The 23,742-nt window shown below is 45.2% G+C and carries 23 protein-coding genes; 11 read left to right on the top strand and 12 right to left on the bottom strand.

Going from position 1 to position 23,742, the window contains the following annotated elements:
* Positions 1-64 precede the first annotated feature (64 nt).
* Positions 65-313 (top strand): hypothetical protein, encoded by a 249-nt coding sequence (locus tag R7Q39_RS02020; RefSeq protein WP_005374593.1) that lies wholly within the window; start codon positions 65-67, stop codon positions 311-313.
* Positions 314-605: 292 nt separating this feature from the next.
* The gene (locus tag R7Q39_RS02015) at positions 606-1,082 is read left to right on the top strand and encodes an Lrp/AsnC family transcriptional regulator (RefSeq protein ID WP_005374595.1); all 477 of its coding nucleotides are present in this window, start codon (positions 606-608) and stop codon (positions 1,080-1,082) included.
* Positions 1,083-1,185: 103 nt separating this feature from the next.
* On the opposite strand, the gene R7Q39_RS02010 is transcribed toward R7Q39_RS02015, so the two are convergent.
* Both R7Q39_RS02010 and R7Q39_RS02005 read right to left on the bottom strand, forming a co-directional pair.
* Complete coding sequence (locus R7Q39_RS02010) at positions 1,186-1,893, bottom strand: DUF445 domain-containing protein (protein ID WP_005374596.1); 708 nt, start codon at positions 1,891-1,893, stop codon at positions 1,186-1,188.
* 591 nt (positions 1,894-2,484) lie between these two features.
* Positions 2,485-4,335 (bottom strand): ABC transporter ATP-binding protein, encoded by a 1,851-nt coding sequence (locus R7Q39_RS02005; protein ID WP_054578587.1) that lies wholly within the window; start codon positions 4,333-4,335, stop codon positions 2,485-2,487.
* 404 nt (positions 4,336-4,739) lie between these two features.
* Between R7Q39_RS02005 and R7Q39_RS02000 the strand changes: the two genes are divergently transcribed.
* Positions 4,740-5,741: an arginine deiminase-related protein gene (locus R7Q39_RS02000; protein WP_047102453.1), complete on the top strand. Its 1,002-nt coding sequence runs from the start codon at positions 4,740-4,742 to the stop codon at positions 5,739-5,741.
* A gap of 265 nt (positions 5,742-6,006) precedes the next feature.
* Positions 6,007-7,245: a DEAD/DEAH box helicase gene (locus R7Q39_RS01995; protein ID WP_065275552.1), complete on the top strand. Its 1,239-nt coding sequence runs from the start codon at positions 6,007-6,009 to the stop codon at positions 7,243-7,245.
* Positions 7,246-7,310: 65 nt separating this feature from the next.
* Here the strand turns inward: R7Q39_RS01995 and R7Q39_RS01990 are convergent, their stop codons facing one another.
* On the bottom strand, positions 7,311-8,003 hold the full coding sequence (locus R7Q39_RS01990) for an MOSC domain-containing protein (RefSeq protein ID WP_053307998.1): 693 nt from the start codon (positions 8,001-8,003) through the stop codon (positions 7,311-7,313).
* A gap of 111 nt (positions 8,004-8,114) precedes the next feature.
* On the opposite strand from R7Q39_RS01990, the gene R7Q39_RS01985 reads away from it, so the two are divergent.
* Both R7Q39_RS01985 and R7Q39_RS01980 read left to right on the top strand, forming a co-directional pair.
* Positions 8,115-8,930: an AraC family transcriptional regulator gene (locus R7Q39_RS01985; RefSeq protein ID WP_258487796.1), complete on the top strand. Its 816-nt coding sequence runs from the start codon at positions 8,115-8,117 to the stop codon at positions 8,928-8,930.
* 88 nt (positions 8,931-9,018) lie between these two features.
* Complete coding sequence (locus R7Q39_RS01980; RefSeq protein WP_318075709.1) at positions 9,019-10,011, top strand: zinc-dependent alcohol dehydrogenase family protein; 993 nt, start codon at positions 9,019-9,021, stop codon at positions 10,009-10,011.
* Between the two features lie 73 nt (positions 10,012-10,084).
* Here the strand turns inward: R7Q39_RS01980 and R7Q39_RS01975 are convergent, their stop codons facing one another.
* The 3 genes from R7Q39_RS01975 to R7Q39_RS01965 form a co-directional block, all read right to left on the bottom strand.
* On the bottom strand, positions 10,085-10,780 hold the full coding sequence (locus R7Q39_RS01975; protein ID WP_053303949.1) for a VC0807 family protein: 696 nt from the start codon (positions 10,778-10,780) through the stop codon (positions 10,085-10,087).
* Positions 10,781-10,946: 166 nt separating this feature from the next.
* Positions 10,947-11,477: a sigma-70 family RNA polymerase sigma factor gene (locus R7Q39_RS01970; protein WP_318075737.1), complete on the bottom strand. Its 531-nt coding sequence runs from the start codon at positions 11,475-11,477 to the stop codon at positions 10,947-10,949.
* A gap of 120 nt (positions 11,478-11,597) precedes the next feature.
* Positions 11,598-12,284, bottom strand: a complete 687-nt coding sequence (locus R7Q39_RS01965; protein ID WP_053350144.1) for a DJ-1/PfpI family protein — start codon at positions 12,282-12,284, stop codon at positions 11,598-11,600.
* Positions 12,285-12,409: 125 nt separating this feature from the next.
* On the opposite strand from R7Q39_RS01965, the gene R7Q39_RS01960 reads away from it, so the two are divergent.
* Positions 12,410-13,366, top strand: a complete 957-nt coding sequence (locus R7Q39_RS01960) for a LysR family transcriptional regulator (protein WP_005374613.1) — start codon at positions 12,410-12,412, stop codon at positions 13,364-13,366.
* A gap of 127 nt (positions 13,367-13,493) precedes the next feature.
* Positions 13,494-14,033, top strand: coding sequence for a CAP domain-containing protein (locus tag R7Q39_RS01955; protein WP_031778865.1), 540 nt, complete (start codon positions 13,494-13,496; stop codon positions 14,031-14,033).
* 79 nt (positions 14,034-14,112) lie between these two features.
* Here R7Q39_RS01955 and R7Q39_RS01950 read toward each other — a convergent pair whose 3' ends face one another.
* The 4 genes from R7Q39_RS01950 to R7Q39_RS01935 all read right to left on the bottom strand — a co-directional run bounded on the left by R7Q39_RS01950 (position 14,113) and on the right by R7Q39_RS01935 (position 18,985).
* A complete protein-coding gene (locus R7Q39_RS01950; protein WP_005374615.1) occupies positions 14,113-14,532 on the bottom strand; it encodes a VOC family protein in 420 nt (139 codons plus the stop codon).
* 1,227 nt (positions 14,533-15,759) lie between these two features.
* A complete protein-coding gene (ahpF, locus tag R7Q39_RS01945; RefSeq protein WP_182038156.1) occupies positions 15,760-17,328 on the bottom strand; it encodes an alkyl hydroperoxide reductase subunit F in 1,569 nt (522 codons plus the stop codon).
* 335 nt (positions 17,329-17,663) lie between these two features.
* Positions 17,664-18,221: an alkyl hydroperoxide reductase subunit C gene (gene ahpC, locus R7Q39_RS01940; protein WP_318075708.1), complete on the bottom strand. Its 558-nt coding sequence runs from the start codon at positions 18,219-18,221 to the stop codon at positions 17,664-17,666.
* 305 nt (positions 18,222-18,526) lie between these two features.
* On the bottom strand, positions 18,527-18,985 hold the full coding sequence (locus R7Q39_RS01935; protein WP_054729905.1) for a MarR family winged helix-turn-helix transcriptional regulator: 459 nt from the start codon (positions 18,983-18,985) through the stop codon (positions 18,527-18,529).
* 137 nt (positions 18,986-19,122) lie between these two features.
* On the opposite strand from R7Q39_RS01935, the gene R7Q39_RS01930 reads away from it, so the two are divergent.
* A complete protein-coding gene (locus tag R7Q39_RS01930) occupies positions 19,123-19,545 on the top strand; it encodes an organic hydroperoxide resistance protein (protein WP_042600226.1) in 423 nt (140 codons plus the stop codon).
* A gap of 77 nt (positions 19,546-19,622) precedes the next feature.
* Here the strand turns inward: R7Q39_RS01930 and R7Q39_RS01925 are convergent, their stop codons facing one another.
* On the bottom strand, positions 19,623-20,720 hold the full coding sequence (locus R7Q39_RS01925; RefSeq protein ID WP_042600224.1) for a YdcF family protein: 1,098 nt from the start codon (positions 20,718-20,720) through the stop codon (positions 19,623-19,625).
* Positions 20,721-21,018: 298 nt separating this feature from the next.
* The gene (locus tag R7Q39_RS01920) at positions 21,019-21,918 is read right to left on the bottom strand and encodes a GyrI-like domain-containing protein (protein ID WP_203345538.1); all 900 of its coding nucleotides are present in this window, start codon (positions 21,916-21,918) and stop codon (positions 21,019-21,021) included.
* A gap of 184 nt (positions 21,919-22,102) precedes the next feature.
* On the opposite strand from R7Q39_RS01920, the gene R7Q39_RS01915 reads away from it, so the two are divergent.
* Positions 22,103-22,966 (top strand): helix-turn-helix domain-containing protein, encoded by an 864-nt coding sequence (locus R7Q39_RS01915; RefSeq protein WP_318075707.1) that lies wholly within the window; start codon positions 22,103-22,105, stop codon positions 22,964-22,966.
* Positions 22,967-23,057: 91 nt separating this feature from the next.
* Complete coding sequence (locus tag R7Q39_RS01910) at positions 23,058-23,645, top strand: GNAT family N-acetyltransferase (RefSeq protein ID WP_318075706.1); 588 nt, start codon at positions 23,058-23,060, stop codon at positions 23,643-23,645.
* The last annotated feature ends 97 nt before the right edge of the window (positions 23,646-23,742 follow it).

Raw genomic sequence — 23,742 nt, 5'->3', positions numbered from 1 at the left:
TGTGGAATTATTTTGAACAAAATATGTCAATTGTCAGTAGGACGAAAAAGTAGGGAGAAGAGAAATGCCGGATATATATTGCGCAGCTTGTAGAAAATCAACGCAACATAAAGTGATTATGAAGCGTTGCGAGCCTCAGTCTGTTGACTCGTTAACAGGCAAAATGGTGAGTTTTACACAGCTGATGGCGAAATTTGTATCAGGTGAACATTATTACGAGATGGAGCCTCAATACTACTGCCGTTGTTGTAATCATCGTGCAATTGGAGAGGTTGTTCCACATCCTACACGGCATACATCGGCCGCACTCTAATTCTGAGTGATAGCCATGATTAATGGCTAAATAGGGCAGTGTTGCCCGAACGACATATCTATACAGGCGTGTCATGCGCTTTCAAATTTGCGACTCCGCGGGAGCCGCTAGGTTGCTTTTTCTCTTCATATCACGGTTACTAAGTGAGCGGCAATAATCATAGCTCTTTCCCTCCTTCGTTGTTTTCTGGTTATTCTCTGCTGAATTTCACATGCTGTGCATTTGATGGTTTGCAATTGTTTGAGCAACGATTAATGTGATGCTTTCTAAGTGGTTACAAGGAAGCGGGTTAATGAGTTATCAATTGGACCGGATTGATTTACATATTTTGAGAGTGCTTCATTCGAGAGGCAGAATTCCGGTTGTAGAACTAGCAAAGCTGATTAACTTAACGACTTCCCCATGTTCTGACCGTGTAAAGCGGCTAGAAAAAGAAGGGTATATCAATGGTTACCATGCAGAGTTGAATGCGGAAAAGTTGGGGCTGGATGTGCAAGTATTCATCCATATTCGTTTAGACCAAACCAGTTTTTCTATTTTTGAAAAGTTTGCGAAAGCGGTGGAATTGATGCCTGAAATTGAAGAGTGCTACTCGCTCTCTGGAGATTTCGATACCATGATAAAAGTTCGTGTTAAGAGCATGAAAGCGTATCAGGAGTTTATGTCGAGTAAGTTAGGCACGCTTCCGGGCGTGATTCAAACTCGTAGTGAAGTGGTCATAGAAGAACATAAAACGGGATTTGGTGTTAATCCCGAGCTCCTTGGTTAGGCGAGGCATGTGTTGAGCCTCCTTATTTAACGTGGCTTGGTATATTACTTTTTCTCGATTAAAAAAGGAGCCGAAGCTCCTTTTTTAATAAATCGGTGAGCGATTATGCCCCGATAAAGGTACTGATAACGCCAATTAAACCACCAAAAACACCGCCCCAAACGACTAGCCAGCCAAGGTGTTCTTTGATCATCTTTTGCACCATTTCTTTAACTAATGCCGGTGTTAATTCGCTTAAACGTTGATCGATGATACCTTCAATGTTCTGCTTTATCTCATCCATCATTGCAGGAGATTCGAATTGCTCTTTCAGTGCTTCTTTGATGTTATCGCTCTTGCTCAACTCAATGATGGATTCTTGCATCTTTTCGACGAAAGGTTGGCGCATGGGTTGTAGCGCTTCCGAGCCGCCAAACATCGCTAGCATGCCACCAAACTGAGAGCCTTCAATTACTTCCACTAGGGAATCAAATGCTGGATTTAAATCTACTTTCTCAATTACTGGTTGAAGATCGATGTTCACACCGCCCGCCATTTCTTTATTCAAGAATCGGTCAATGTTCGCTTCAGTAAAAAACTGTTCCATCATCAGGTTTTTGATAGCCAGTTTAAACTCTTCAAATCGCGCGGGGATCACGCCAGAACCGTATAATCCAGGCACTTTCTCAAACAGCATATGGATGGCAAGCCAGTTGGTGATGGCGCCTGAGAACGCAAACAGCCCTGCATACCAAAGATAGTCGTTTTGTAATTGATGACCTCCAGCCATCAAAGCGATAGCGAGGACATTCGTTAGCAAACTTTTGTTCATAGTGACCAGTTATATATGAATATCGGAAAGAATAAGTGGGCCTGATTCTATACCTAAGTCACATTAAGATGCTAGGTTTTGCCGTGATGAGTAGTCTTGTAGCGAAGGGAAAAAAATGAATGCTCGGAAAAACAAAACCCGACAATCATTGTCGGGCCACTGCTTTTTCTTAGAAAAACTAAGATTCTATTTTTAATTTTAGATGCGGTAGATCTTACAACAAAGTTGGCATTTCCATCTTTCTGAGTAGCCAAATAGCTTGTCAGCCCAACTTGGTTTGAGTTGTACGATCTGCATTGAACCACATTTACACATAAGCTAATTACCTTATTGTTAATATAATAACTAAGCCATCTATTGAGTATAGCTGTTTCTCAAAAAGTGAAATGACAAATGAAGACGGCTCAATACTCTGTATTGTGTTCATTGCAATGGATACGCAACGAGGCGGTATATTAGCAGAAAAAGTGTGAGCTTTATCATGGAGAGTGTTTCATATATGAGAAACCACAATGGCTATATGAGCATCTAGCCATGGATTTAAATAAAAAACGGCGCTTAAAGCGCCGTTTTTATTGAGCTTATCACTCGTTAAGAAGCGTGTTGATTGTCTAGTTCTTCAGCGATAAATCCGCCAGTTTGATGCGCCCAAAGCTGGGCGTAAATGCCGTTATTCGCAATGAGTTCTTGATGAGAACCTTGTTCAACGATGCTGCCTTTATCTAGCACGATGAGGCGATCCATTTGTGCGATGGTCGATAATCGGTGAGCGATAGCAATAACCGTTTTCCCTTGCATTAATTCATTCAAGCTTTCCTGAATCGCTGCTTCGACTTCTGAATCCAGAGCCGATGTGGCTTCATCCAGTACCAGCAATGGTGCGTCTTTGAGTAGCACACGAGATATTGCGATACGCTGACGTTGGCCGCCAGACAGTTTTACACCACGTTCACCAACTTGCGCATCGTATCCGGCATTACCAAATGGGTCGGTCAGAGTTTCGATAAACTCATGGGCATGCGCTTGCTTAGTGGCTTTCAGCAAATCTTCTTCTGTCGCATCTGGATTGCCATACAAAATATTGTCTCGAATTGAACGGTGTAGCAGAGAAGTATCTTGGGTCACCATACCGATCTTTGAACGCAAAGAGTCTTGTGTGACTTCTGAGATGTTCTGTCCATCGATCTTAATGCTGCCGTCTTCGACATCGTGGAAACGAAGTAACAAGTTCACCAGAGTTGATTTTCCGGCGCCGGAGCGCCCAACCAAGCCGACTTTCTCTCCTGGTTTGATGTTGAGATCGAGATGGCTAATTACGCCTTTGTTCTCACCGTAATGGAAGCTGACGTTATCAAAGTGAATGCCTCCTTCAGTGACAACCAAGTCTTTTGCACCTGGTTTATCTTTAATATCAATAGGCTTAGAGAGCGTTTTCATTCCATCAACAACGGTTCCCATGTTTTCAAAGAGGGCGCCAACTTCCCACATTATCCACATCGACATACCATTTACGCGCAATGCAAGACTAACAGCAATCGCAATCGCGCCAACGCTAATGGCACTATCCAACCACAGGTAAATCGATAAAGCAGCAACGGAAAATACCAAAATATAGTTTGAGATCTCTACAGCGACGTCGAAGCCGGTCACTAGGCGCATTTGACGATAGACCGTATTCAAAAATCCTTTCATGCCTTGCTCGGCATATTGGGTTTCGCGCTGGCTATGAGAAAACAGTTTGACGGTTTGAATATTGGTATAACTGTCGACGATGCGCCCTGTCATTGTCGAACGTGCATCGGCCTGCGCTGAAGCGACGTCTTTGAGCTTAGGGACAAAATAGATTTGGATAGCGATGTAAGCGAGTAACCAGACGATCATTGGGATCATCAAACGCCAGTCCGCCGTCGCTAACATAATGATCATGCTGGTGAAGTAAACCGTAACGTAAACAAACACATCCATAGCTTTCATTACGGTTTCGCGCACAGCTAATGAGGTTTGCATGACTTTCGTTGCGACTCGACCTGCAAAATCATCTTGATAGAAGTTCAAGCTTTGATTGAGCAAATACCGGTGTGCAAGCCAGCGGATAGACATTGGGTAGTTGCCCAATAACGTTTGATGAACGAGCAACGAGTACAAGATCACCAATATAGGCATGACAACCAGCAATAAGGCTCCGTAGAAAATCAAATCCGATTTGTTGTCTTGTAAGAACGTTTCTGGATTGCTGGTAGACAACCAATCAACCAATTGTCCCATGGCGCCAAACAACATTACCTCAACAACAGCCACAATTGTGGCCATCAAAGACATGATGATCAAAGGCTTTTCATAACCACGAGTGTAATAACGCAGAAAAGCGAACATCCCTGAAGGAGGCTGATCCGGTGTAGATTTGGGGAACGGCTCTGTAAAGCCTTCAAATCGTTTAAACATAACTCATCCTAAAGTTAAAACAGTGCCATTTGGGGTGGCTAAATCCATCGATTCACGCTGCTTTGGACGAAACCGCGTGTATGAGAGTTTTTTGCCTGCTCCTCGATAAAGCAGACCGATTGACGAGAGGGGCGAAAAAATAGTCTAACCGATTGTGTCTTAAATGTAACTAGTTGGTTATGAGTGTGATTGTCTATGGTTCTGATTCTTATGATGAATTCTTATCATGTTCATCGTGGTGCCATAAAAGCTTAAACCTGCAAAGTGACAATAAAATTTAAGGATAAATGAACTTAATGCAGCAAAAATTACTTTTGTGCAATTAAATTAATTGTCAAAACAGCAAAACTGAAGTTAACAATAAATTTACAATCTCCTCATTCTAGTGATAAGGAATGTATTGGATGCTATTACACGAATCAGTGACCCAATTTGCTAATGGGAAAGAAGAAAGCACGCAAAGTGCTCAGCGCCAAACCGCAAACTGCGTAGTGATGGTGCCACCGAAAGAGTTTCGTTTTAATGAAGAAACTGCACAAGATAATGAGTTCCAACATAAAGTGTCACTCAGCCAAGAAGAAGTCTCACGTCGAGTAATGGCCGAGTTCGCGAGTATGGTTGCAACGCTGCGTCAAGAGGGCGTTCAAGTTGTTGAGTTTGATTATCCAACTTCAGATGTTGCGACGCCAGACGCGGTATTTCCAAACAACTGGTTTAGCACTACGCCAGATGGCACGTTGTACACTTTTCCAATGGCCTGTGAAAACCGTCAAAAAGAAGTACGTCCCGATGCGCTTGTGGCAGCACTAGCGCAAGCAGGGCGAGAGGTTCATCGACGCAGCAGTCTAACTGAATATCTTGACGAGAAAGCGTATTTAGAAAGCACGGGTGTGATGGTGTTTGACCACCTAAATAAAAAGGTCTATGCCGCACTCTCACAACGTTGTGATCGTCTGGTTTTAGAAGATTACGCCGATCGTATTGGCTATGAACGAGTGATTTCTTTCCAAACTCGTTTGCCGTCTGGTGCGCCGATTTATCACACCAATGTGATGATGGCGGTTGGCGAACAGTTTTGCGTGATTTGTGACGAAGTGATCCCAGAATTTGAGCGTCGTTTTGTAATGAAGTCACTCGCCAAAGACAAGCAAGTCATCTCAATTTCGCTGGAGCAGATGAACCAGTTCTGCGGTAACATTCTGCAACTGGAAACGATCAACGGCGACAAGGTGATTGCGATGTCGCAATCGGCGTACGATGCATTCTCACCAGCACAAAGAAACCAATTGGCAACGCACGGTAAATTGCTGCCATTCGACGTTTCTACCATAGAATCTATTGGTGGTGGCTCGGTTCGTTGTATGTTGGGTGAAGTGTTCTTACCGAATCGTAAAGCTGTACTTTAATAAACTGCACATTTCTTTTCAGCCGCAGTGAAAGGCTGACGAAGCGTTCTCTTCAAGGGTTTTTAGCCGTTAGCTCTGTGGCAGTACAGACTAACGGCTTTTTTGCGCTTTTTAGTTTTCTGACGATTTGCATAGGCGCCGCTTGGTTTAAGCGCCTAAAATAGGATGGTTCACCTAGCAGATTGTGGTAAAGTCCGCGCCTGCGTTTTACCGCATCTTCATTATTTTTATTGCTTCTTCAACCCAAAGCACAAGGTTTTCGTTAATGCCATTTTCTACTCTCTCATTGAGTTCTGAGCTGATTCACGCACTGCCAAAAGACTTCAAGAAACCGACCGATATTCAAGCGTTGGCCATTCCTGAGCTGTTGGCTGGTCAAGATCTATTGGCTTTGGCAAATACAGGCAGCGGCAAAACCCTTGCTTATGGTTTGCCTTTGTTGGAAAAGCTGGGTGTCAATCCAGAGCAAAAAGCGCTGATTCTTGTGCCAACTCGTGAGCTGGCAATGCAAGTGAGTGAAGCAATTAACCAAGTTGGTCAAGTTCTTGAACTCAACGCAGTGTGTTTGTGTGGCGGCGTTGATAAAGAGCAACAACAGCAGGCGCTAGCGACAAATCCTCATATCCTTGTCGCGACGACAGGTCGTTTGGTTGATCTGGCAAACAACGGTTTAGACTTAAGCAATATCCATTACCTAGTGTTGGATGAGGCCGATCGTCTGTTGAATATGGGCTTTTGGCCTGACGTGCAAAATATTGCGGGGCTGATTTCAAACCAGCGTCAAACCGCAATGTTCTCGGCGACGTTTTCAGATGATTTGAAGGGTAAAGCGAAGCTGCTTATGCAGGCACCAAAGCAAGTTGCAGCGCATCAAGAAAACAGCACGAATCAAGACATCGTTGAAACGTTGTACATGGTCAATAAAGGCAGTAAAACCAAGGCATTGATTGAACTGATTCAAAAAAACGCGTGGACTCAGGCGTTAGTCTTTATTGGTGCGAAAGAGAACGCCGATGGCTTAGCGAAGAAGCTAAACAAAGCGGGCATCTCAACCAATGCGCTGCATGGCAATAAGAGTCAAGATGAGCGAGAAGAAGCATTGGCGCAGTTTAAATCTGGGCAAATTCAGGTGTTGATTGCCACCGATCTACTAGCGCGCGGCATTCACATTGAGCAATTGCCTGTAGTGATCAACTTTGAACTGCCAATGCATGCAGAAACTTATGTTCACCGAGTAGGGCGTACCGCTCGCGCTGGCGAGCAAGGTGTGGCGGTGTCATTGGTTTGTCATGGTGAAATGGACGCACTAAACGCGATTCGTCACCTGACTCAACGTGCATTACCAGTGCAAGATCTGGCAGGTTTTCCAGTAACGGATAAGCCATCAACTGGCGAGAGCAAACGCGCGCCACGCGATAAAAAAGCCAACCGTCGAACTCATGCTAAGAAGAGCATTAAGCAGTTTCAAGGTAAGTCGAAACGCCCAGCCCCGAGTGCGAAGTAAAACAAAAAACACGCTCTTGACGGCATAGTCGGTTCAGAGCGTGGCTTAAATTTTACTTTGGGGTGTTAACCCACAGTTGGGCCAACCAAGCGCATTTCCCAATCTTCAACTTCGCCGGTTTCTAGACGGCGCTCGACTAACTTGCCCCAAGACTCGACTAACGGCAGCTCAGACAGCTTAGTGAGTTCTTTTCTATCTAAACAGCCTGTGAAAACCGCACCCATGATGCGAGCCAGTGGCCATTCTGGATAAGGTCTTTCACACAGAATAATCTCGTCACCTGCACCGATATCGCCTTCTTCCAACACTCGGAAATACCAGCCTGTTCGAAGCGTATCTTGCAGTCTTCTCGCCATATCGTGTTGGTCAAAGCGTACGTTAAGTTTCCAACAAGGCATACGACCTTGCGACACTTCCAGTAGTGTTGAGCCGATGCGAATTTTATCTTTCAAGCAAATCGTGGATTCGGTGACGCCTTCGGAGCTGATGTTTTCGCCAAAGCCGCCGGCGGATTGGAAAATTGGTCTTTTGCCTAATTCTTGTTGCCAGATTGGGTAGTGCTCGCTTGGGTAAATATGAAGCGCTTTTTGAATGCCACCGTGAAAGCGCGGATCACCTTGCTCATCACTGGTAAAACCAAGCTCTGTTGCGTGCTGGCGCTCAGGTAGCACTTGTTTGTTGATTGCGCTTTGCGCTCCATGAGCATAAGGGACGGTTTTCCCTGCTAGCACAGCTTTTACGACGCCGATTTTCTTCATATAACCTCCTTATTATTTGAATGAGAGATAAAGTGTTTACCTTCATTCGCGATGCGGAGCATGATAGCCTAGTAAACGTGTGTCGGAGTAGGGATGAAAAGACAACTAACAATGCTAACTCGCCAAATTGATTCGAAGTCAGGCGTCGTCACCTCCAATGAGATGATGGCCGCGAATCCCCATTCTCCTGTTTTAGTGAAAACCATCGACATGCCAAAAGGTCACATTGATTCGCTGCATCAACACACTTGGCATCAAATCATCTTTCCTATCAAAGGGTTATTGCAAACACAAACGGAGCATTATCAGCATTTGGTTCCGCACACCTCTGCGTTATTTGTTCCTGCGGGTGTTCAACACGAGTCGATTGCTCTAAGCAATACGATATTTGTTGGTATTTACCTCAACCCTGAGTTTGGTGCGACGTACGAGCCACAAGTGAGAACCATTGCTTTAACGTCGTTTTTAAATGAGCTTTTACAAGAGATCCGCAGACTGTGTGAAGGTGAGACAAGCCACGAAGAAATGTTGCATTTGCTGGCGGTGCTGCATGATCAAATTTTGAAGCGCAACGTGCAGACATTTCAGTTATTGCTGCCACAAGACAGACGACTAAAACTGATTTTCGAGCGACTGACTGACGAGCCAGCGTTGAGCTGTTCGCTAAAAGAGTGGGGGGAGAAAATTGGGGCGTCTGAGCGTACTTTATCACGGCTGTTCGCCAAGGAATTCAACACTTCATTTCTACTTTGGCGGCAACAAATCCGGCTAATTTACTCGCTTTCTTTGTTAGATGAATCGTTGCCAATCCAAGCCATTGCAGACCTAGTGGGTTATCAAAATGACTCATCCTACATCAAAGCATTTAAAGCCTATTTTGATATGACGCCACAACAGTTTAGAGTGAACGGCGCATCGCGCAGGTAGAAATACAGAGCTTCGACTTCACTTAATGCTTTTGAGTAGAAGTCGCGAAACTTCCTTTTTGAATTTCAATTACATGGTATGAATAACAATGGCACCAACGATAAATACTCGAGTGAATCAATTCTGTTTTGGTCAACCCAAAACGTCGCTGTCGTTGGAAAAAGAGCCCCTCAAACCGCTTGAACAGGGCAAGGTTCGGGTGAGACTCGAAGCTACAAACATTAACCCAAGTGACTTGCTTTCCATTCATGGTGTTGGGCAATACCGCCGCGTTCACGTACCACCTCGCGTGCCAGGATTTGAAGCGGTTGGGCGTGTGGTGGAAGTCAGTGCAGTTGGTCAAACTGACCTTCAAGTTGGGCAAAAGGTGTTGGTGGCGATGAGTGGTACTTGGCAATACTACATAGATGCCTCGCCTGAGAATCTTTTTCCGCTACCTGAGAGTTTGGAGAACGACTATGCCTGTCAGTTGTACATCAACGCGCTAACCGCGTGGGTTATCACCACTAAAGTGGCGAAGTTGAACAAAGGCGATGTGGTAATCATCAATGCGGCAGGGTCAGCGATCGGTAAGATATTCGCCCAGCTTGCTCACTCACTGGGTTTTACACTGATTGCTGTGACTTCAAAGCCAGAAAAGTATCCGTACGATACGATTCCAGTGTTGGACGCAAAACAAGACTTACACGCGCAGCTGCAAACGCGCCAACTGCCACAACCAACGGTCGCTTTGGATGCGATAGGCGGTGAGGCTGGCACGGATCTCATTCGTACCTTGAAAGAAAACGGCCAATACATCAACTACGGAACATTGTCGTTAACGCCTTATACGCCTGAGTTTTTTGAATCGATGAAGGCCAACAACATCGACTTTAGTACATTCTTTTTGCGGTATTGGGAAGAATCGGTAGGTAAAGGCGGGAGAAAGACGGTGTTCGCTGAAATGTTAGAACACTTTATTAGCAGCGACATAAAGTTAAACGTTGCATATGATCTGTCGTTAGAGGACTTTCAAACAGCGATTGAAATGGTTGAGCGACGCTCGTCAGCAGTGTCAGGTAAAATCATTTTGACGCTATGATTTACAGTGAGTCTGTTGAGAAAAGGGAGGATAAAATCCTCCCTTTTTTATGGGTTTATTTGTAATGATAGGGCTATTTTAGATGGAAGATTTGCTCTGTTTCGAGCGATGTCATCGCACGTACTTGACGCCAAATGTAATAAAAAATACCGAACATCATCAACATACTTGGGATGGCAATCATTGGGTAACTGTACAGCGTCATTTTGCCTAACTCTTCGTTAAAGGCAGCAGTACCAGAAGGGCTAGTCACAATCCAAGTCGCAAGGAAGTAGTTCATTGCAGATGAGAACGCAAAAGTACTTGCAAACAGGTAGTTAGAAGACATAAGGCAACGTTCGAACGCATCGGTTTTATCATTTTCTTTTAAACGTTGGTTAATCAACGCGAGGTTCAACACTGTGTCATTCAGTACTAACTTCTGCATCAGCGGGTAGCGGGTAAACGTTGAACCCAAAACCGCTAAACCGATCAGGCCAGGAATCAGGGCTTCTTTTAGTGCTAACCAGCGTGTATCAAGCTCTAACAAGCCGATGCCACCAGTTAGTAGAACACTGATAAAGCCCAGAGCAGAAATAAAGTTAAATTTCTTGTTACGGACAAGGTCCATACCGCCATAAATGATAGGAAATAGCAAAGCGACAACCAGCGCCATTGCTGTCCCTAGATGCTCATCGCCACTAAACTTCATCAAAATGAAGGAAGGGATAAATACGTTGAAAAGGATTTCAAATAAGGGATTCGGCTTTTTCGCCGTCGTGTTACTCATAATGTTTTACTGACTCTACTCTATGTCGGCTGTTATTGTACTTTGACAAGAAGTGTTCATCTAGTCGCGCTTGATGTAAAGCGTTAAAGCGTCGAGTTGTGTAACGACTTATGAAATAGACCGGAGCATAGCCAGTTAGTTTACATGGTTGACTACTTTTTGTGTCTTAATAACTCTCCTTCTGTGCGATGATCTGATTACGCGCTCTGAATAATCGAGTCGCCACTGTGTTGTGGTTGAGCCTCAAGGCTTGGGCAATTTCATCATGATTCAACCCAGCCACTAAGCTCAAGAGCAACGGCTCTCGGTATTTGGGTTCGAGAATCATCATTTGTTTTTGAAGCCAATCTTGGGCCATGTCGTAGTCACTGCCAGGGTAGGTTTTTGTCTGTATTGCACACTCATCAATGTCGACAAAATCGTACTGTTTTCTATCAAAGCGCCGAGCATTCTCACGACGCAAAATAGTAATGAGCCAAGACTTCGCGGCGTTGGGGTCATTTAATTTATCAAAGAATCGCCACGCTTTCAGAAAGGTTTCTTGCGCTAAATCTTGAGCAAGGTGGTGATCTTTGCATAACCAATACGCGAGACGGTAGATCTCTTGGTATCGATCTTTCGTCAGTGCTTCGTAACGTTTATGTTTTTCCATAGCATTAAGATAAAAAGTTTGGAGAGCACGTTGTGTCTGCCAGATGAACGACAACCCTTTTTATCGCTTTTACAGTGATAAAAAGGGTTGTTCGATTAGGAAGACAAATTCGAAGAGTTAACCTTCCAAATATCGAAGGGTGACTCTGATTTCTTTCTTACACGCTTAAAATGGTTGGTTGGAAAAGCGTGAGTACTGGATGGCATCTGCGACTTCCTGAGCTTTAGACTCTGAAGTCATAAGGTGAAGTAGCTTAAGAGCAGCTTGATAGCTAACTAGGCTACCGTTCGAAGTGATAACGCCATCATCAATGACAAAATTCTGGTCGACTTGTACTTTGACAGCAGGGTAATCTCTTTGAAAGCCGTTTTCACCTCCGGCCCAAGTTGTTGCTTTTTTGCCGTTTAAAAGGCCAGCTTCGGCTAACAAATACGCGCCAGAGCAATTACTTGCCATCCAATCTGCCGCCTTTGAGGTAGTTCTAATAAAGTGAATGAGATCTTTATTTTCGATTAGTGCATCCATGTCATAGCTGGATGTTAAAACCAATACGTCGAGTTCCGGCAGATCACCAATCCAAGCATCCACACCAATTTTTAATCCTTCTTCAGTGGTGATGGTTTTCTGATCTGAGACGGAAATGGTGAGCACGTCATAATCACTAAACCAAGTGAGACGACTTGCGACGCCAAAAACCTCTAAAGGCGCAGTAACATCAGAGGTCAGTACGCCATCGTAAACCAGAATACCAATTCGTTTATCTGCGGCATGTGCTGTTTGAAGCACCCCAAAGAATAGGACTAGTGTCGCTATCAATAGTTGTAGTGCATTCTTCAATCCGTTTTTACCCATGGTTTTTCCTCGCTAACAGAGCATCAAGTTATTGAGGTTCATTATATTTAGGCTAATTAGTGATTGAAGAGCCACTTGGTCTTTACTAAAGTGAATAAAATTCATGAATAGAGTTCATTGGTTATATGGATAAGATACGGTCCCTACGATTTTTTATTGCCACTTTAGATGGCGGTAGTTTTGCTGCGGCTGCCAAAGTGTATGGCACTGACCCTTCGACCGTGAGCAAAGCCATACATCGTCTTGAAAGCGATTTGGGTATACAGCTTTTTCAACGTTCTACGCGACAGAGCCGCCTGACAGAAGCTGGTCGTAGGTACGCAAATACTGCTAGGTTTGTACTGGAGGAGCTGGCGGCATGTGAGGATTCATTAAAAAGTCACAATGATGCGCTTTCAGGGCAGCTTAAGATTAATGTGCCAGTCTCGTACGGTCGCCTCTATATTCGTCCTTTATTAAAAGAGTTTTGTCGCCGCTACCCTAACATCACTATCGATATTCATTACGATGACGCCTACGTTGATATTATTGAGCAAGGTATTGATGTGTCGATTCGCTCTGGTGTCGTTCACGATAGTCAATTGATTGTGCGTCAGCTCAGCCCTATCGATTTTATCATTTGTGCCAGTCAGGATTACTTAGCGCGCCATGGTGTTCCGAGTGGCTCGGATGTATTCAATGACCATTCTTGGGTTCGTTTTCGTTTTAAACAAACGGGGAAACTGTTGCCGATTCGGATGCCAGAACCAGACGGTGCGAGTGAATATGACCCCGAAAGAAACTACATTGTAAATGACGGTGAATCCATGGCAGAGCTTTGCGCAGAAGGCTTAGGATTAACTCAGATCCCTCATTTTATCGCGAGAGACTGGCTTAAAGCGGGGCGTTTAGTGCCGATATTTCCGAGCATGCGCCAAGCAGGAAATGGCGTGTATCTTCTCTATGCCAACCGGGAATATGTGCCTGCCCGAGTGAGGGTGTTCATCGATTTTATCACTCAAGCAATACAGGATATGGATGAAACGCCATTCCATACTTGGGCTGAAACGTTGCCGATTTATCGACCGAACCAAGGCGATTGAAAACTTCATGTGAGTCTTTGGTTAAAAAACCCTAAGCTATATGGTGCTTTTATTGGTTTTTGTTAGTTTATTGGGCGTTATTATCGAAAAGCGCAGTTTGCTCTTCGTCACTCATAAAGGAAAGACAATGCCAACTAAGATCTTAGTGCCTGCTTTGGCCCTACTTCTCAGCGCATGTGGCGGCGATGGGGAGTCGTCAGCCCCAGCAGAAAGCGGCTCACAAAACACAGGTTCCACATCGTCACAAGGCACATTTGCCGAGCAGATGCTTGCAGCGGTCAACAGCGCCCGCTCTACTACACAACAGTGTGGCGCAACCACCATGCCACCTGTTGGGGCCCTGACTTGGAGCTACGATTTGGAAAGCGCCGCTTATCGACATTCAAGCGATATGGCGAACAGCGATTTCATGAGCCACACAGGCTCTGATAGCAGCAAAATGTCAGATCGAGTTAACGCAACGGGCTATGCTTGGAGCGCCATTGGTGAGAATGTCGCAGTAGGGCAAAGCAGCATTAACGCCGTCGTTAATGCTTGGTTATCGAGTGAAGGCCACTGCCTTAATATCATGAGTGCGGATTTTGATCAGATGGGCGCGTCGCTTGTCGAAAATCACTCTGCACGCTACGGGTATTACTGGACTCAGGTTTTTGCCAAACAGCGCTAATGCGATAAAGAAGCCCGATAGATAAAAAATAAAACGCCAGCAGTCACTATCTGCTGGCGTTTTATTATTTACATCTCTTTTAGCTTGTCAGGTTACGAAGTTTTGGGTCATCCGCCAGGTATTCAACAAATTCAATCTCAAAACCGGCAGGGTCAACAAAATACACATTTTTGCGGTATGGTTCATCAGCACCAGGTTGGGCAATCGGATAACCTGCATCGGTTAGTCTTTTGATGATTGCATCGACGTTGTTGGTCACATAAGCAAAATGCGCTAGCCCAACTTGGTGCCCGCTCAACTCGCGGTTTTCTCCTTCGCCATGGTCACTCATGGCTATGTATTGATACTCGTCGCCAAAATGTAGCCAGTTTCTTGGTTTGCCACTCCATTCGCCTTTACCTTCATCACGCACGTACCAATGTGGAAATGCAGTTTGGTAAAACTTCAGCATTTCAGGGATATCTTTCACGACTAAGTTAATATGTTCTAGTTGGATCATGATGTGCTCCTTTTTGTCATTTTCTAGCCAACGATGAATATGCTAAAACCTCAAGTTAAGTTTAGGTAAAGGGCTTTTTTAAAATTTTTTAGGGTTGATATCTTTGGATCTGGATACATTGAGAGATTCGGTGGGTTTGGTGCTTTGAATCTGAGAGCTGGGTTAGGGGCTTGCAACCTTGTTTCACCCTTTGTTTATTCGTGCTAATCATTTTCGAGCGAGTTTGTGGTGAGTAGATTCCCAGTCTCACCTAGGTTCGCGGGAATGACGGAAAGAGAGTGTTAAACGAAGAGCGTCATTCTGAAAGAGCCTAAGCGAGTATTCAGAATCTACTTTCAGTGTGTTGTTATGTTGCGTTGTGAATTGAACTATCCGCGAGCACAGAACCAGTTCCTCCCTTTTGAGCTCTGCGTGTTGAGAGCTTCGGAGTTTGATACAAGGGGAGGTTAGGTGGGGTTGCTGGTTGAATGTTGGGTAAGGTGCTTGCAACCTTGTTTCACCTTTTGTTTGTTCGTGCTACTCATTTTCGATCGAGTTTACGGTGAGTAGATTCCGAGTCTCACCTAGGTTCGCGGGAATGACGGAAAGAGAGCTAAACGAGCAGCGTCATTCTGAAGGAGCCTAAGCGAGTATTCAGAATCTATTTGCAGCGCGTTTTGATGCCGGTGGAGTGAATTGAATTATCTGTGACTGTAAAACTTGCCACCTTGCGCTCGGAATGATGAGATCTTAAGAGTTTGATACAAGGGGAGGTTAGGTGGGGTTGCTGGTTTGAGGTTGAATGTTGGGTAAGGTGCTTGCAACCTTGTTTCACCTTTTGTTTGTTCGTGCTACTCATTTTCGATCGAGTTTACGGTGAGTAGATTCCCAGTCTCACCTAGGTTCGCGGGAATGACGGGAAGAGAACGCTAACGAACAGCGTCATTCTGAAGGAGCCTAAGCGAGTATTCAGAATCTATTCGCAGCGCGTTGTGATGCTGGTGGAGTGAACTGAATTATCCGTGATTGTAGAGCCATTCCCTCCAGTTTGAACTCGGAGCGCTGAGAGATTTGCTTACACCTCTCCCCAAACCAAAAAAGCCAGCAGTTAATATCTGCTGGCAAAGTCTTTGGGCTTCTAGGTTTTTTGATTGTATTTCTTGTTACTCATCGCTGTCACGGTGCCCCGATTGGTTTTCCGGGGAAGAAAACACAGCACCGTGCGCTTTGTGCTCAAGAAATTGGAGATTAACCTTGCTTACGGATTAGGTAGTCAAATGCGCCTAAGCTTGCTTTTGCACCTTCACCCATCGCAATGATGATCTGTTTGTAAGGAACAGTTGTTGCGTCACCGGCTGCGAAGACACCTTCTAGGCTAGTATCGCCACGGCTGCCGACTTCAATTTCGCCGCGCTCAGATAGCGCTACTTCTGAATCTTTTAGCCATTCTGTGTTTGGTACTAGACCGATTTGAACAAAGATACCTGACAATTCAATCTCTTTGATTTCATCTGTGTTGCGGTCTTTGTACTTCAAGCTTGTTACGCGAGTACCGTCGCCTACTACTTCTGTTGTTTGCGCCATCGTGATGATGTCTACGTTTGGTAGTGAGTTCGCTTTGTCGATAAGCACTTGGTCTGCGCGAAGTGCGTCTGCGAATTCAAGAACCGTTACGTGTTCTACAATACCAGCAAGGTCGATAGCTGCTTCGATACCTGAGTTACCACCACCGATAACTGCAGTTTTCTTACCTTTGAACAGTGGACCGTCACAGTGTGGGCAGTACGCGACACCTTTGTTGCGGTACTCTTGCTCACCCGGAACGTTCATTTCACGCCAGCGTGCACCAGGGCTTAGGATGACACTCTTACTCTTCAACGTTGCGCCGCTTTCAAGTTGGATGTGAATCAAACCATCTTCTGTATGTGCTGCGCCCATTAGCTTCTCAGCTTGTTGCTCAGTCACGACGTCTACGTCGTATTCTTTTAGGTGTTCTGCTAGGTCAGTTGCTAGTTTTGGACCTTCAGTACGTTTTACCGAAATGAAGTTCTCGATTGCCATGGTGTCCATAACCTGACCACCAAAACGCTTAGCAACAACGCCAGTACGAATACCTTTACGAGCAGCGTACAGAGCAGCTGCGCTACCACCAGGGCCACCACCGACAACAAGTACATCGTATGGGTCTTTTTCGCTCAGTGCTTTCGCCGCTTTCTCGCTCGCGCCGTCATCCACTTTGTTTAGGATTTCAGTCAGAGACATACGGCCTTGACCGAATAGCTCACCGTTCACGAATACGCTTGGTACGGCCATGATGTCGCGTTGTTTTACTTCATCTTGGAACAAACCACCGTCGATCATGGTTGCTTTTACTTTCGGGTTGATCGCCGCCATCATGTTGAACGCTTGAACCACGTCCGGACAGTTTTGACACGACAGTGAAATGAAGATTTCTACGTCTAGATCTTTGTCTAGTGCTGCGATTTGCTCAATCACTTCTGGTTCTAGTTTGATTGGGTGACCGCCAGAGTGAAGCAGTGCCAATACTAGAGAGGTAAATTCGTGACCCATTGGCAAGCCTGCAAAGCGTAGTGCTGTGCCTTTTGCTGGGTTAGTTACCGCCATCACTGGTTTACGTGCGCTTGCGTTGTCGTCACGTTCAACGGTGATTAGGTCGCTCATCTCTGCGATTTGGTTCGCTAGAGACAAAATGTCATTCGATGCTTTGCTTTCATCTAGACTAACCACTAAACGAACTTCTTCTTTTACATTAGCCAGATATTGTTTGAGTTGTTGTTGGATCGCTTGGTCTAACATAGTTGTTACTACCTTAATTAAATAGTTACCAATCAAAACAAGTATTTGTTCATTCTTGCTAGCTAAAATCGTTGATAACTGCGTTATAGATTTTGTAGTTAGAGTAGCTAGCTATCGAAAATCTATGCCTGGTTCTAAACGATTTTTTCTACGCAATTACTGCACACCTACTTATTCAGATAGGTAATAAAAAGTGGTTACTGTAGATAAAACCTGAGGGGGAGAGAGCAAATCAGGCAGAAGGTCGTCAAGGTATCTAACCTGAAGTGCTCTCTAATTCAGTTCTAATCAGAAAAAGGAAATCGGGAACTGATTAGAACTTAAATTTCAGTGGCTTAGATTTTGCCAACTAGGTCTAGTGATGGAGCTAGTGTCTCTTCACCTTCTTTCCATTTCGCTGGGCAAACTTCGCCTGGGTGCGCTGCTACGTATTGAGCTGCTTTAACTTTGCGTAGTAGGTCTTCTGCGTCACGACCGATACCTTCAGCAGTGATTTCCATTGCTTGGATAGTACCTTCTGGGTCGATTAGGAACGTTGCACGGTCTGCAAGACCTTGACCTTCACGCATCACACCGAAGTTGTTTGTGATTTTGCCTGTTTGGTCGCCAAGCATGTAGTACTGAATCTTACCGATTGTGTCTGAGCTGTCGTGCCATGCTTTGTGAGTGAAGTGTGTGTCAGTTGATACTGAGTAAACTTCTACGCCACGTTTTTGTAGCTCTTCGTAGTGGTCTGCTAGGTCGCCCAGTTCTGTTGGACATACAAACGTAAAGTCTGCTGGGTAGAAGAAGAATACTGCCCATTTACCTAGAACGTCTTGTTCTGTTACTTCAACGAATTCGCCGTTTTTGTACGCTGTAGCTGCAAATGGTTTGATTTGAGTATTAATCATAATTTACTTTCCTTTGAATGTTTTAAGCTGAGCTGTTGTTGCTTTCGGAAAGTATATTCTCATCGGAGTGTGTTTAAGGAAAATCGCTTGTAACTATCCTATTGATAGCCATTTCCTATTTCACTTGATAGGGAAATCCGATGTAAGTGAGTTTGCTTTGATAGGTTTTATTGAAGATGAAGGCAGATTAGCAATAGAGAATATCGATGATTACTTTGAGTAGATCTTCTCGCTAAGATCGAAGGAGCCTGCATCTCGGCAGGCTCTTTCTAATAGGAAGTGAGGAAGCGGATGCTTATATTTTGTTAGCTCAGATTATCGAGCACTTTGCCGCACAACTTCTTCAGCATGATCATTTCATCCAGCTCTAATGTGATTTTACACATCATGGCGTTTGGCACAGACTTAGCTTGTTCCTTAAGATCACGACCTTGCTCGGTTAGATTGAGCACGCGAACGCGTTCATCGGTCTCACTGCGACCACGCTCTACATAGCCTTTTGCTTCTAAGCGTTTGAGCAGCGGTGTGAGTGTGCCTGAGTCCAAATGCAGTTGAGACCCCAACTCTTTCACGCTGACACCATCTTTCTCCCACAACACCATCATCACTAAGTACTGCGAATAAGTCAGATCAAGCTCGTCCAGCAACGGGCGGTATGCTCGGATCACTGCATTTGCTGCGCTGTAGAGCGGGAAGCAAACTTGGTTTTCGAGTAAGAGTTTATCGTCGTCGGTCATGGTGTTGTCGGTGTAACACTGGCTCATTGGTGTTGCCTACCTGCTTGCAGAGAAAGAGAGTTATAAAATAAATTGTGCACAATATAGTTGCAAACGATCTTTACTTCGATATAAGATTGCAAGCAATTAAATTGCGTACAACTTAAATTAAGAAGGACACTCGCATGACTACTCTATACAAAACTCAAGCTACCGCTTTGGCTGGTCGTAATGGTCAAGTAAAAACTGATGACGGTCTTCTCGATCTAGAGCTGTCATACCCGAAGGAAATGGGCGGCACAGGCGCAGCAACTAACCCAGAACAGCTTTTTGCAGCGGGCTATTCGGCGTGTTTTTCTAACGCGATTTTGCACGTAGCACGTGAAGGTAAAGTAAATCTGAAAAGTGCCCCCGTAACAGCGCAAGTGGGCATCGGTCCTAACGATAACGGCGGCTTTGCACTGACAGTGAGCCTAGCGGTAGAGCTAGACATGCCACAAGAGCAAGCGCTAGAGCTAACGCGCATTGCACACCAAGTTTGCCCATACTCAAACGCAGTTCGTGGCAACATTGATGTGGCAGTAACGGTAAACGGCGAAGCGATTTAAGCGGTTCTTATCACTGCACAAAGACAAGAAAGCCTGCAAGTACGCAGGCTTTTTTGATTGGTATGAGTCGAGAATACTTAACGCGACTCTAGCGGGTAAGAGCGGTAGCTCCACATGCCGTAAGTACGCAGTGCATCGCGGTAGATACCAAGCAGTTCGCTATCGCTGGCTTTGGCTAAGTCTTTCAGTGGCTTGTCTGGGTAGCTTACGGTGTCGAAAGTGATGCCTTGCGGACCAGTTTGCCAGCTTGCGATTTCAAACAAGGTTTGACCACGGCGCACATGGCTCGCTGAGCTTATGATGGTTGCGTGCTTGATGTTATGACGCGCCAATGCGTAGCTGCTGAATAGGGCGTTACCTACCGTGCTGGTGGCGTAGTTTTCTTCAATGATGCGATCTTTGCTGATGCCTTTTTCGATCAGCCAATCCGCCATTAATTTGCCTTCAGTTTTGTGGTTCTTCGGTACGCCTCCCGTCAATACGATCAATGCGTCTGGATTTGCTTTCGCCATTGCTAACGTGGTTTCCAAACGCTCAACTAAGATCTGGTGCATAGAACCATCTGGGTTCAGCGCGTATCCCAGCGTGACGATTGCGCCTTTGTCATCCAGTTTGCCTTTGTCGGCTTTCTCTTTTAATGGAGTCGCAAGTACGCGGTCTACGGTGTCGAAGATGCGTTGGATGTCTGCGGCTTTACCTGCATTGAGCTTCGTGAGCGTCGCCATGTGTTTCGCTGATTCCGCTTGGTTGCCCTCAAAGCGTTGCCATACCGCTAAGTAAGCGTGCAAATCCACATCGTCTGGTGCGACAGAAAGGGCTTGTTCAAACAGTTCAATCGCGCGGTCTGCATTCTTGTTGTAGATCTGCGCGTTTGCTGCAGATATCAGTAGGTCAGTGCGGTACGGCTCAAGTTTGTATGCTTCTAGTAAGCGGTCGGTAACAATCTCCATGTTGCTCGGCATTTTGGCGGTAAAACCCGCATGCGAGATACGCGCAGGGGATTTGAATGCTTGTACTGCGTCGTTGAGAAGTTGGTCGACAACCTGGCGTTTAGTGACGATCTGTGAGTAATCGGCGGAAGATTGGACGGCAGCATCGTTAGCCGCGATAGAGTATGGGGCAGCAGTCAGCGCAATCACGCTACCAAGAGCAATGGCAAGTAAGTTCTTCTTCATGGAATGTCCTAGAGGTGCTGTAGTACCTAGTTTTTATTGTGCCTAGCGTTGTAGGTCGAACGGGGTCGATGGAGTTTTTTCAGTCTAGGTTCGCTTCATGAATAATCTGTGAAATGAATCCCAACTCAGCCGAGCGAATGAATGCGCGTGCTCAAAACGCGAAGTAGGATCACGAAAATACTGAGGTATTCATTCGTGTTCTAAGTAGTTGGATTAAAAGATAAACAGCGTTTGGAAGAACGGACTTAATCAACCAGAGTAAGAAATGAAAAAGCCTGCAACGATGCAGGCTTTTGGTTTATTTGATGGCAGTGCAGAAGCTAACGTCTGCATGATGCGTTTGTGGGTCGAAGCTGTGGTAAAGCTCAAAGCAAGGGCGGTCGTCGTTCTCAATACCGGATTCAATCACTTTGCTCATGACATCATCCCATGCTTTTGAGTATTGACTCGGGTCAGTAATGTGCTGGCGCATCACTGCATACTGACCTCCAGGAAAGTCTTGCAGCTCAATGCCTTTCGGAACTTCGGTGTCTTCTGGCACCATCAAGCAGATATCAGTGCGACACTTCTCGTCTGGCGTGATTTCAGGATTGTCATGGTAGATGAAGATGCAGGTATTGCCTGCCAAACCTTTCATTCCTGCCCATTGATACAGGCGACCTGATGGCTCTTCATAGCCTTGGCCGTAAGGGCCGTTTACACGAATGTAAGCCAGTTTTGCTTTTTCAAAGTTTTGCGTTTCCATTGTCGTGCTCCATTTGGTGAGTTCAGAGCTAGTATATGAATCGCTTGGTGTTACTTCGTTTCCATTCTTGCGCAACGTGTGTCCAATCTTGCTGTTTCGTGCTAATTCAGAAAACTGCTGGTAGTTTTCGCAGTCACGAAAGGCTGTAGGTGTGACGCCATAATGTTGTTTGAAGGCTTTGGCTAAACTCTGTGAGCTGGAAAATCCGTACTCTAGGGCAATGTTCAATACCGGTTGTTTGGATTTGAATAAGTCATCGGCGGCGGCTTCTAGACGTAAACGTCGAATGAAGTCGGCCAGTGTTTCGCCTTGCACGGCTTTGAAGGTGCGATGAAAGTGATAAGGAGAAAGGTTCGCCAGCGCGGCCACTTCTGGCAGGTTGAGTGGTTCATTAAAGTGTTGTTCTAAAAAGCGAATCACAGGAACCAGTCGTTGGTGGTAGTCGACGCGCATCGGGGTATTTCCTTGTTCTGTTCAGCTTGTATTCTCTGCTCAAAGCCTACCGCAATCCAACAAGCTTGCAAGGGAGCAGGGTGAGAAATGCGTGGCGAGATGAGCATCAATCAGTCACACTCAACGAACAGATGTTTAAGCAAAAACGTTGCGCTTATTATCTTTACTAACCGCTAGGACAATCATGATAGTTTGGAAACAGTCTCTGCCAGAGTACGAATGGCTCATTCATCAAGTGTGGTACTTGGAAGTGCCAGAGGGTGAAGTCATTGACCCCAAGCCGCACCTTATTCCAAACCCGCGTGCTCATTTACTCTTTACGCCACCAGAGCAAGGCTACAGCTACGACACGGGAGACACTAAGCTTACTGGCAAAGGCTGCCATTTATTAACGGCTAACGAACACTTGCTGCTGTTGGAAGATACGGCTCCCATCAAGCGTATTGGTATCACCTTTCGCCCAGAGGGTTTGTATGCCATTGAGTCACTTTTTAGTGATGTATCCCAAGTTAGCGCAATTAACCAATGCGAATGGTTTGATTGGCTCAACACGGCCTTTGATGAGCGCTTTCAACAAGGGTTATGGCAGCTAGAGTTGCAAGATTCACCGCAATGTTTGCTGAACTACATCAAACAACATCTAGATGCGTTAGATATCGAAGCTTGCCGTACCAAACCGTTTTTGGCATCACAAAAAGCGGTGTCCGTGATGGATGCTCAAGCGCTACGTTCACCTGAGTTAGCGATGGATATTGACGAGATAGCCAAACAGTGCGCCTGTTCTCGCAGAACGCTTGAGCGCAGTTTCAAGCAGGTGGTGGGGTTGAGCGTTAAGCAATATCAACAAATGGCACGTCTGGAGCAGATGATTTTGACCCTCTACAAGCAACAAGAGGCGATTGATTGGGCAAGCTTCTCACAGCAATTTGGTTTCAGTGACCAATCGCATTTGATTCGTACCCTCAAACAGCAGCTAAGAAAAACGCCAAGCAAGTACTTGAAAAAGCGTGACTTAACCATCGATATCTATGGCGATTTTGAGTCGTAATACATTGCTAATCAGCCCGAAAGTTGTCGCAAAAATCCAATTTTTCTCTTATCCGCTGGGCTACTATTTTCCGCAGATAACGAGGTAACACATGTCATATCAAAAACTAAAACAAGGCGAAGCCATCCCATTTAACGAATCGTTGACTATCCAACTGATTCAAGGCTCTGATCTAAAAGATATTATCGAGATGTTGAACGACGATAAGGTCAATCAATATCTGTTCTTCGCACCTGCTGACAACAGCCTATATGAAGGCTTCTTTGGCCCTATTATTGAAAATACGGCACAAGCGATCAAAGACGGTGTTTGGCCAGATAGCCCAACGTTCGTGATTCGTGACCAACAAGGTCAGTACATGGGAATGTGTGCGGTGACCGCAGTGATGTTCTTAGCTGGCAACTACGAAGTGGGTTATCAGTTACCTACTTGCGCATGGGGCAAAGGCGTTGCGACTCGCGCTTGCCAAATGATGACCAAGATTGGATTTACTGAGCTAAACGCCCATAAAGTCAGTGCGGATTGCTACGCTTCTAATGCTGGCTCTTACAAGACGTTAGAGAAAAATGGTTTTACTCAAGAAGGCCGTCAGAAAGACTACTACAAACTAGAGCAAGGCTTTGACGATAAACTTTACTACGGTATGACCGCAGATCAATTCGCGTCTTTAAATCGCTGATAATTAGCTGGCAAAAAAGTAGCTAACAACAAATTAGTGAACAAAAAAGGCCGTTAACCCAGATGTTTGGGTTAACGGCCTTTTCTATATTCAGCGC

The organism is Vibrio sp. 947, from assembly GCF_033339115.1.
Taxonomy (GTDB): domain Bacteria; phylum Pseudomonadota; class Gammaproteobacteria; order Enterobacterales; family Vibrionaceae; genus Vibrio; species Vibrio alginolyticus.
This window is presented reverse-complemented; position numbering and strand designations above follow the sequence as displayed.

What these genes read in the sequence shown, in the direction of transcription:
- R7Q39_RS01910 (WP_318075706.1), top strand. Translation starts at nt 23,058, where the DNA reads ATGTCATATCAAAAACTAAAACAAGGCGAAGCCATCCCATTTAACGAA.
- R7Q39_RS01930 (WP_042600226.1), top strand. Translation starts at nt 19,123, where the DNA reads ATGACTACTCTATACAAAACTCAAGCTACCGCTTTGGCTGGTCGTAAT.
- R7Q39_RS01980 (WP_318075709.1), top strand. Translation starts at nt 9,019, where the DNA reads ATGGCACCAACGATAAATACTCGAGTGAATCAATTCTGTTTTGGTCAA.
- R7Q39_RS01955 (WP_031778865.1), top strand. Translation starts at nt 13,494, where the DNA reads ATGCCAACTAAGATCTTAGTGCCTGCTTTGGCCCTACTTCTCAGCGCA.
- R7Q39_RS01915 (WP_318075707.1), top strand. Translation starts at nt 22,103, where the DNA reads ATGATAGTTTGGAAACAGTCTCTGCCAGAGTACGAATGGCTCATTCAT.
- R7Q39_RS01920 (WP_203345538.1), bottom strand. Translation starts at nt 21,918, where the DNA reads ATGCGCGTCGACTACCACCAACGACTGGTTCCTGTGATTCGCTTTTTA.
- R7Q39_RS01975 (WP_053303949.1), bottom strand. Translation starts at nt 10,780, where the DNA reads ATGAGTAACACGACGGCGAAAAAGCCGAATCCCTTATTTGAAATCCTT.
- R7Q39_RS01990 (WP_053307998.1), bottom strand. Translation starts at nt 8,003, where the DNA reads ATGAAGAAAATCGGCGTCGTAAAAGCTGTGCTAGCAGGGAAAACCGTC.
- ahpC (WP_318075708.1), bottom strand. Translation starts at nt 18,221, where the DNA reads ATGATTAATACTCAAATCAAACCATTTGCAGCTACAGCGTACAAAAAC.
- R7Q39_RS01950 (WP_005374615.1), bottom strand. Translation starts at nt 14,532, where the DNA reads ATGATCCAACTAGAACATATTAACTTAGTCGTGAAAGATATCCCTGAA.
- R7Q39_RS01935 (WP_054729905.1), bottom strand. Translation starts at nt 18,985, where the DNA reads ATGAGCCAGTGTTACACCGACAACACCATGACCGACGACGATAAACTC.
- R7Q39_RS02000 (WP_047102453.1), top strand. Translation starts at nt 4,740, where the DNA reads ATGCTATTACACGAATCAGTGACCCAATTTGCTAATGGGAAAGAAGAA.
- R7Q39_RS01925 (WP_042600224.1), bottom strand. Translation starts at nt 20,720, where the DNA reads ATGAAGAAGAACTTACTTGCCATTGCTCTTGGTAGCGTGATTGCGCTG.
- R7Q39_RS01985 (WP_258487796.1), top strand. Translation starts at nt 8,115, where the DNA reads ATGCTAACTCGCCAAATTGATTCGAAGTCAGGCGTCGTCACCTCCAAT.
- R7Q39_RS02010 (WP_005374596.1), bottom strand. Translation starts at nt 1,893, where the DNA reads ATGAACAAAAGTTTGCTAACGAATGTCCTCGCTATCGCTTTGATGGCT.
- R7Q39_RS02020 (WP_005374593.1), top strand. Translation starts at nt 65, where the DNA reads ATGCCGGATATATATTGCGCAGCTTGTAGAAAATCAACGCAACATAAA.
- R7Q39_RS02005 (WP_054578587.1), bottom strand. Translation starts at nt 4,335, where the DNA reads ATGTTTAAACGATTTGAAGGCTTTACAGAGCCGTTCCCCAAATCTACA.
- R7Q39_RS01995 (WP_065275552.1), top strand. Translation starts at nt 6,007, where the DNA reads ATGCCATTTTCTACTCTCTCATTGAGTTCTGAGCTGATTCACGCACTG.
- R7Q39_RS01965 (WP_053350144.1), bottom strand. Translation starts at nt 12,284, where the DNA reads ATGGGTAAAAACGGATTGAAGAATGCACTACAACTATTGATAGCGACA.
- ahpF (WP_182038156.1), bottom strand. Translation starts at nt 17,328, where the DNA reads ATGTTAGACCAAGCGATCCAACAACAACTCAAACAATATCTGGCTAAT.
- R7Q39_RS02015 (WP_005374595.1), top strand. Translation starts at nt 606, where the DNA reads ATGAGTTATCAATTGGACCGGATTGATTTACATATTTTGAGAGTGCTT.
- R7Q39_RS01960 (WP_005374613.1), top strand. Translation starts at nt 12,410, where the DNA reads ATGGATAAGATACGGTCCCTACGATTTTTTATTGCCACTTTAGATGGC.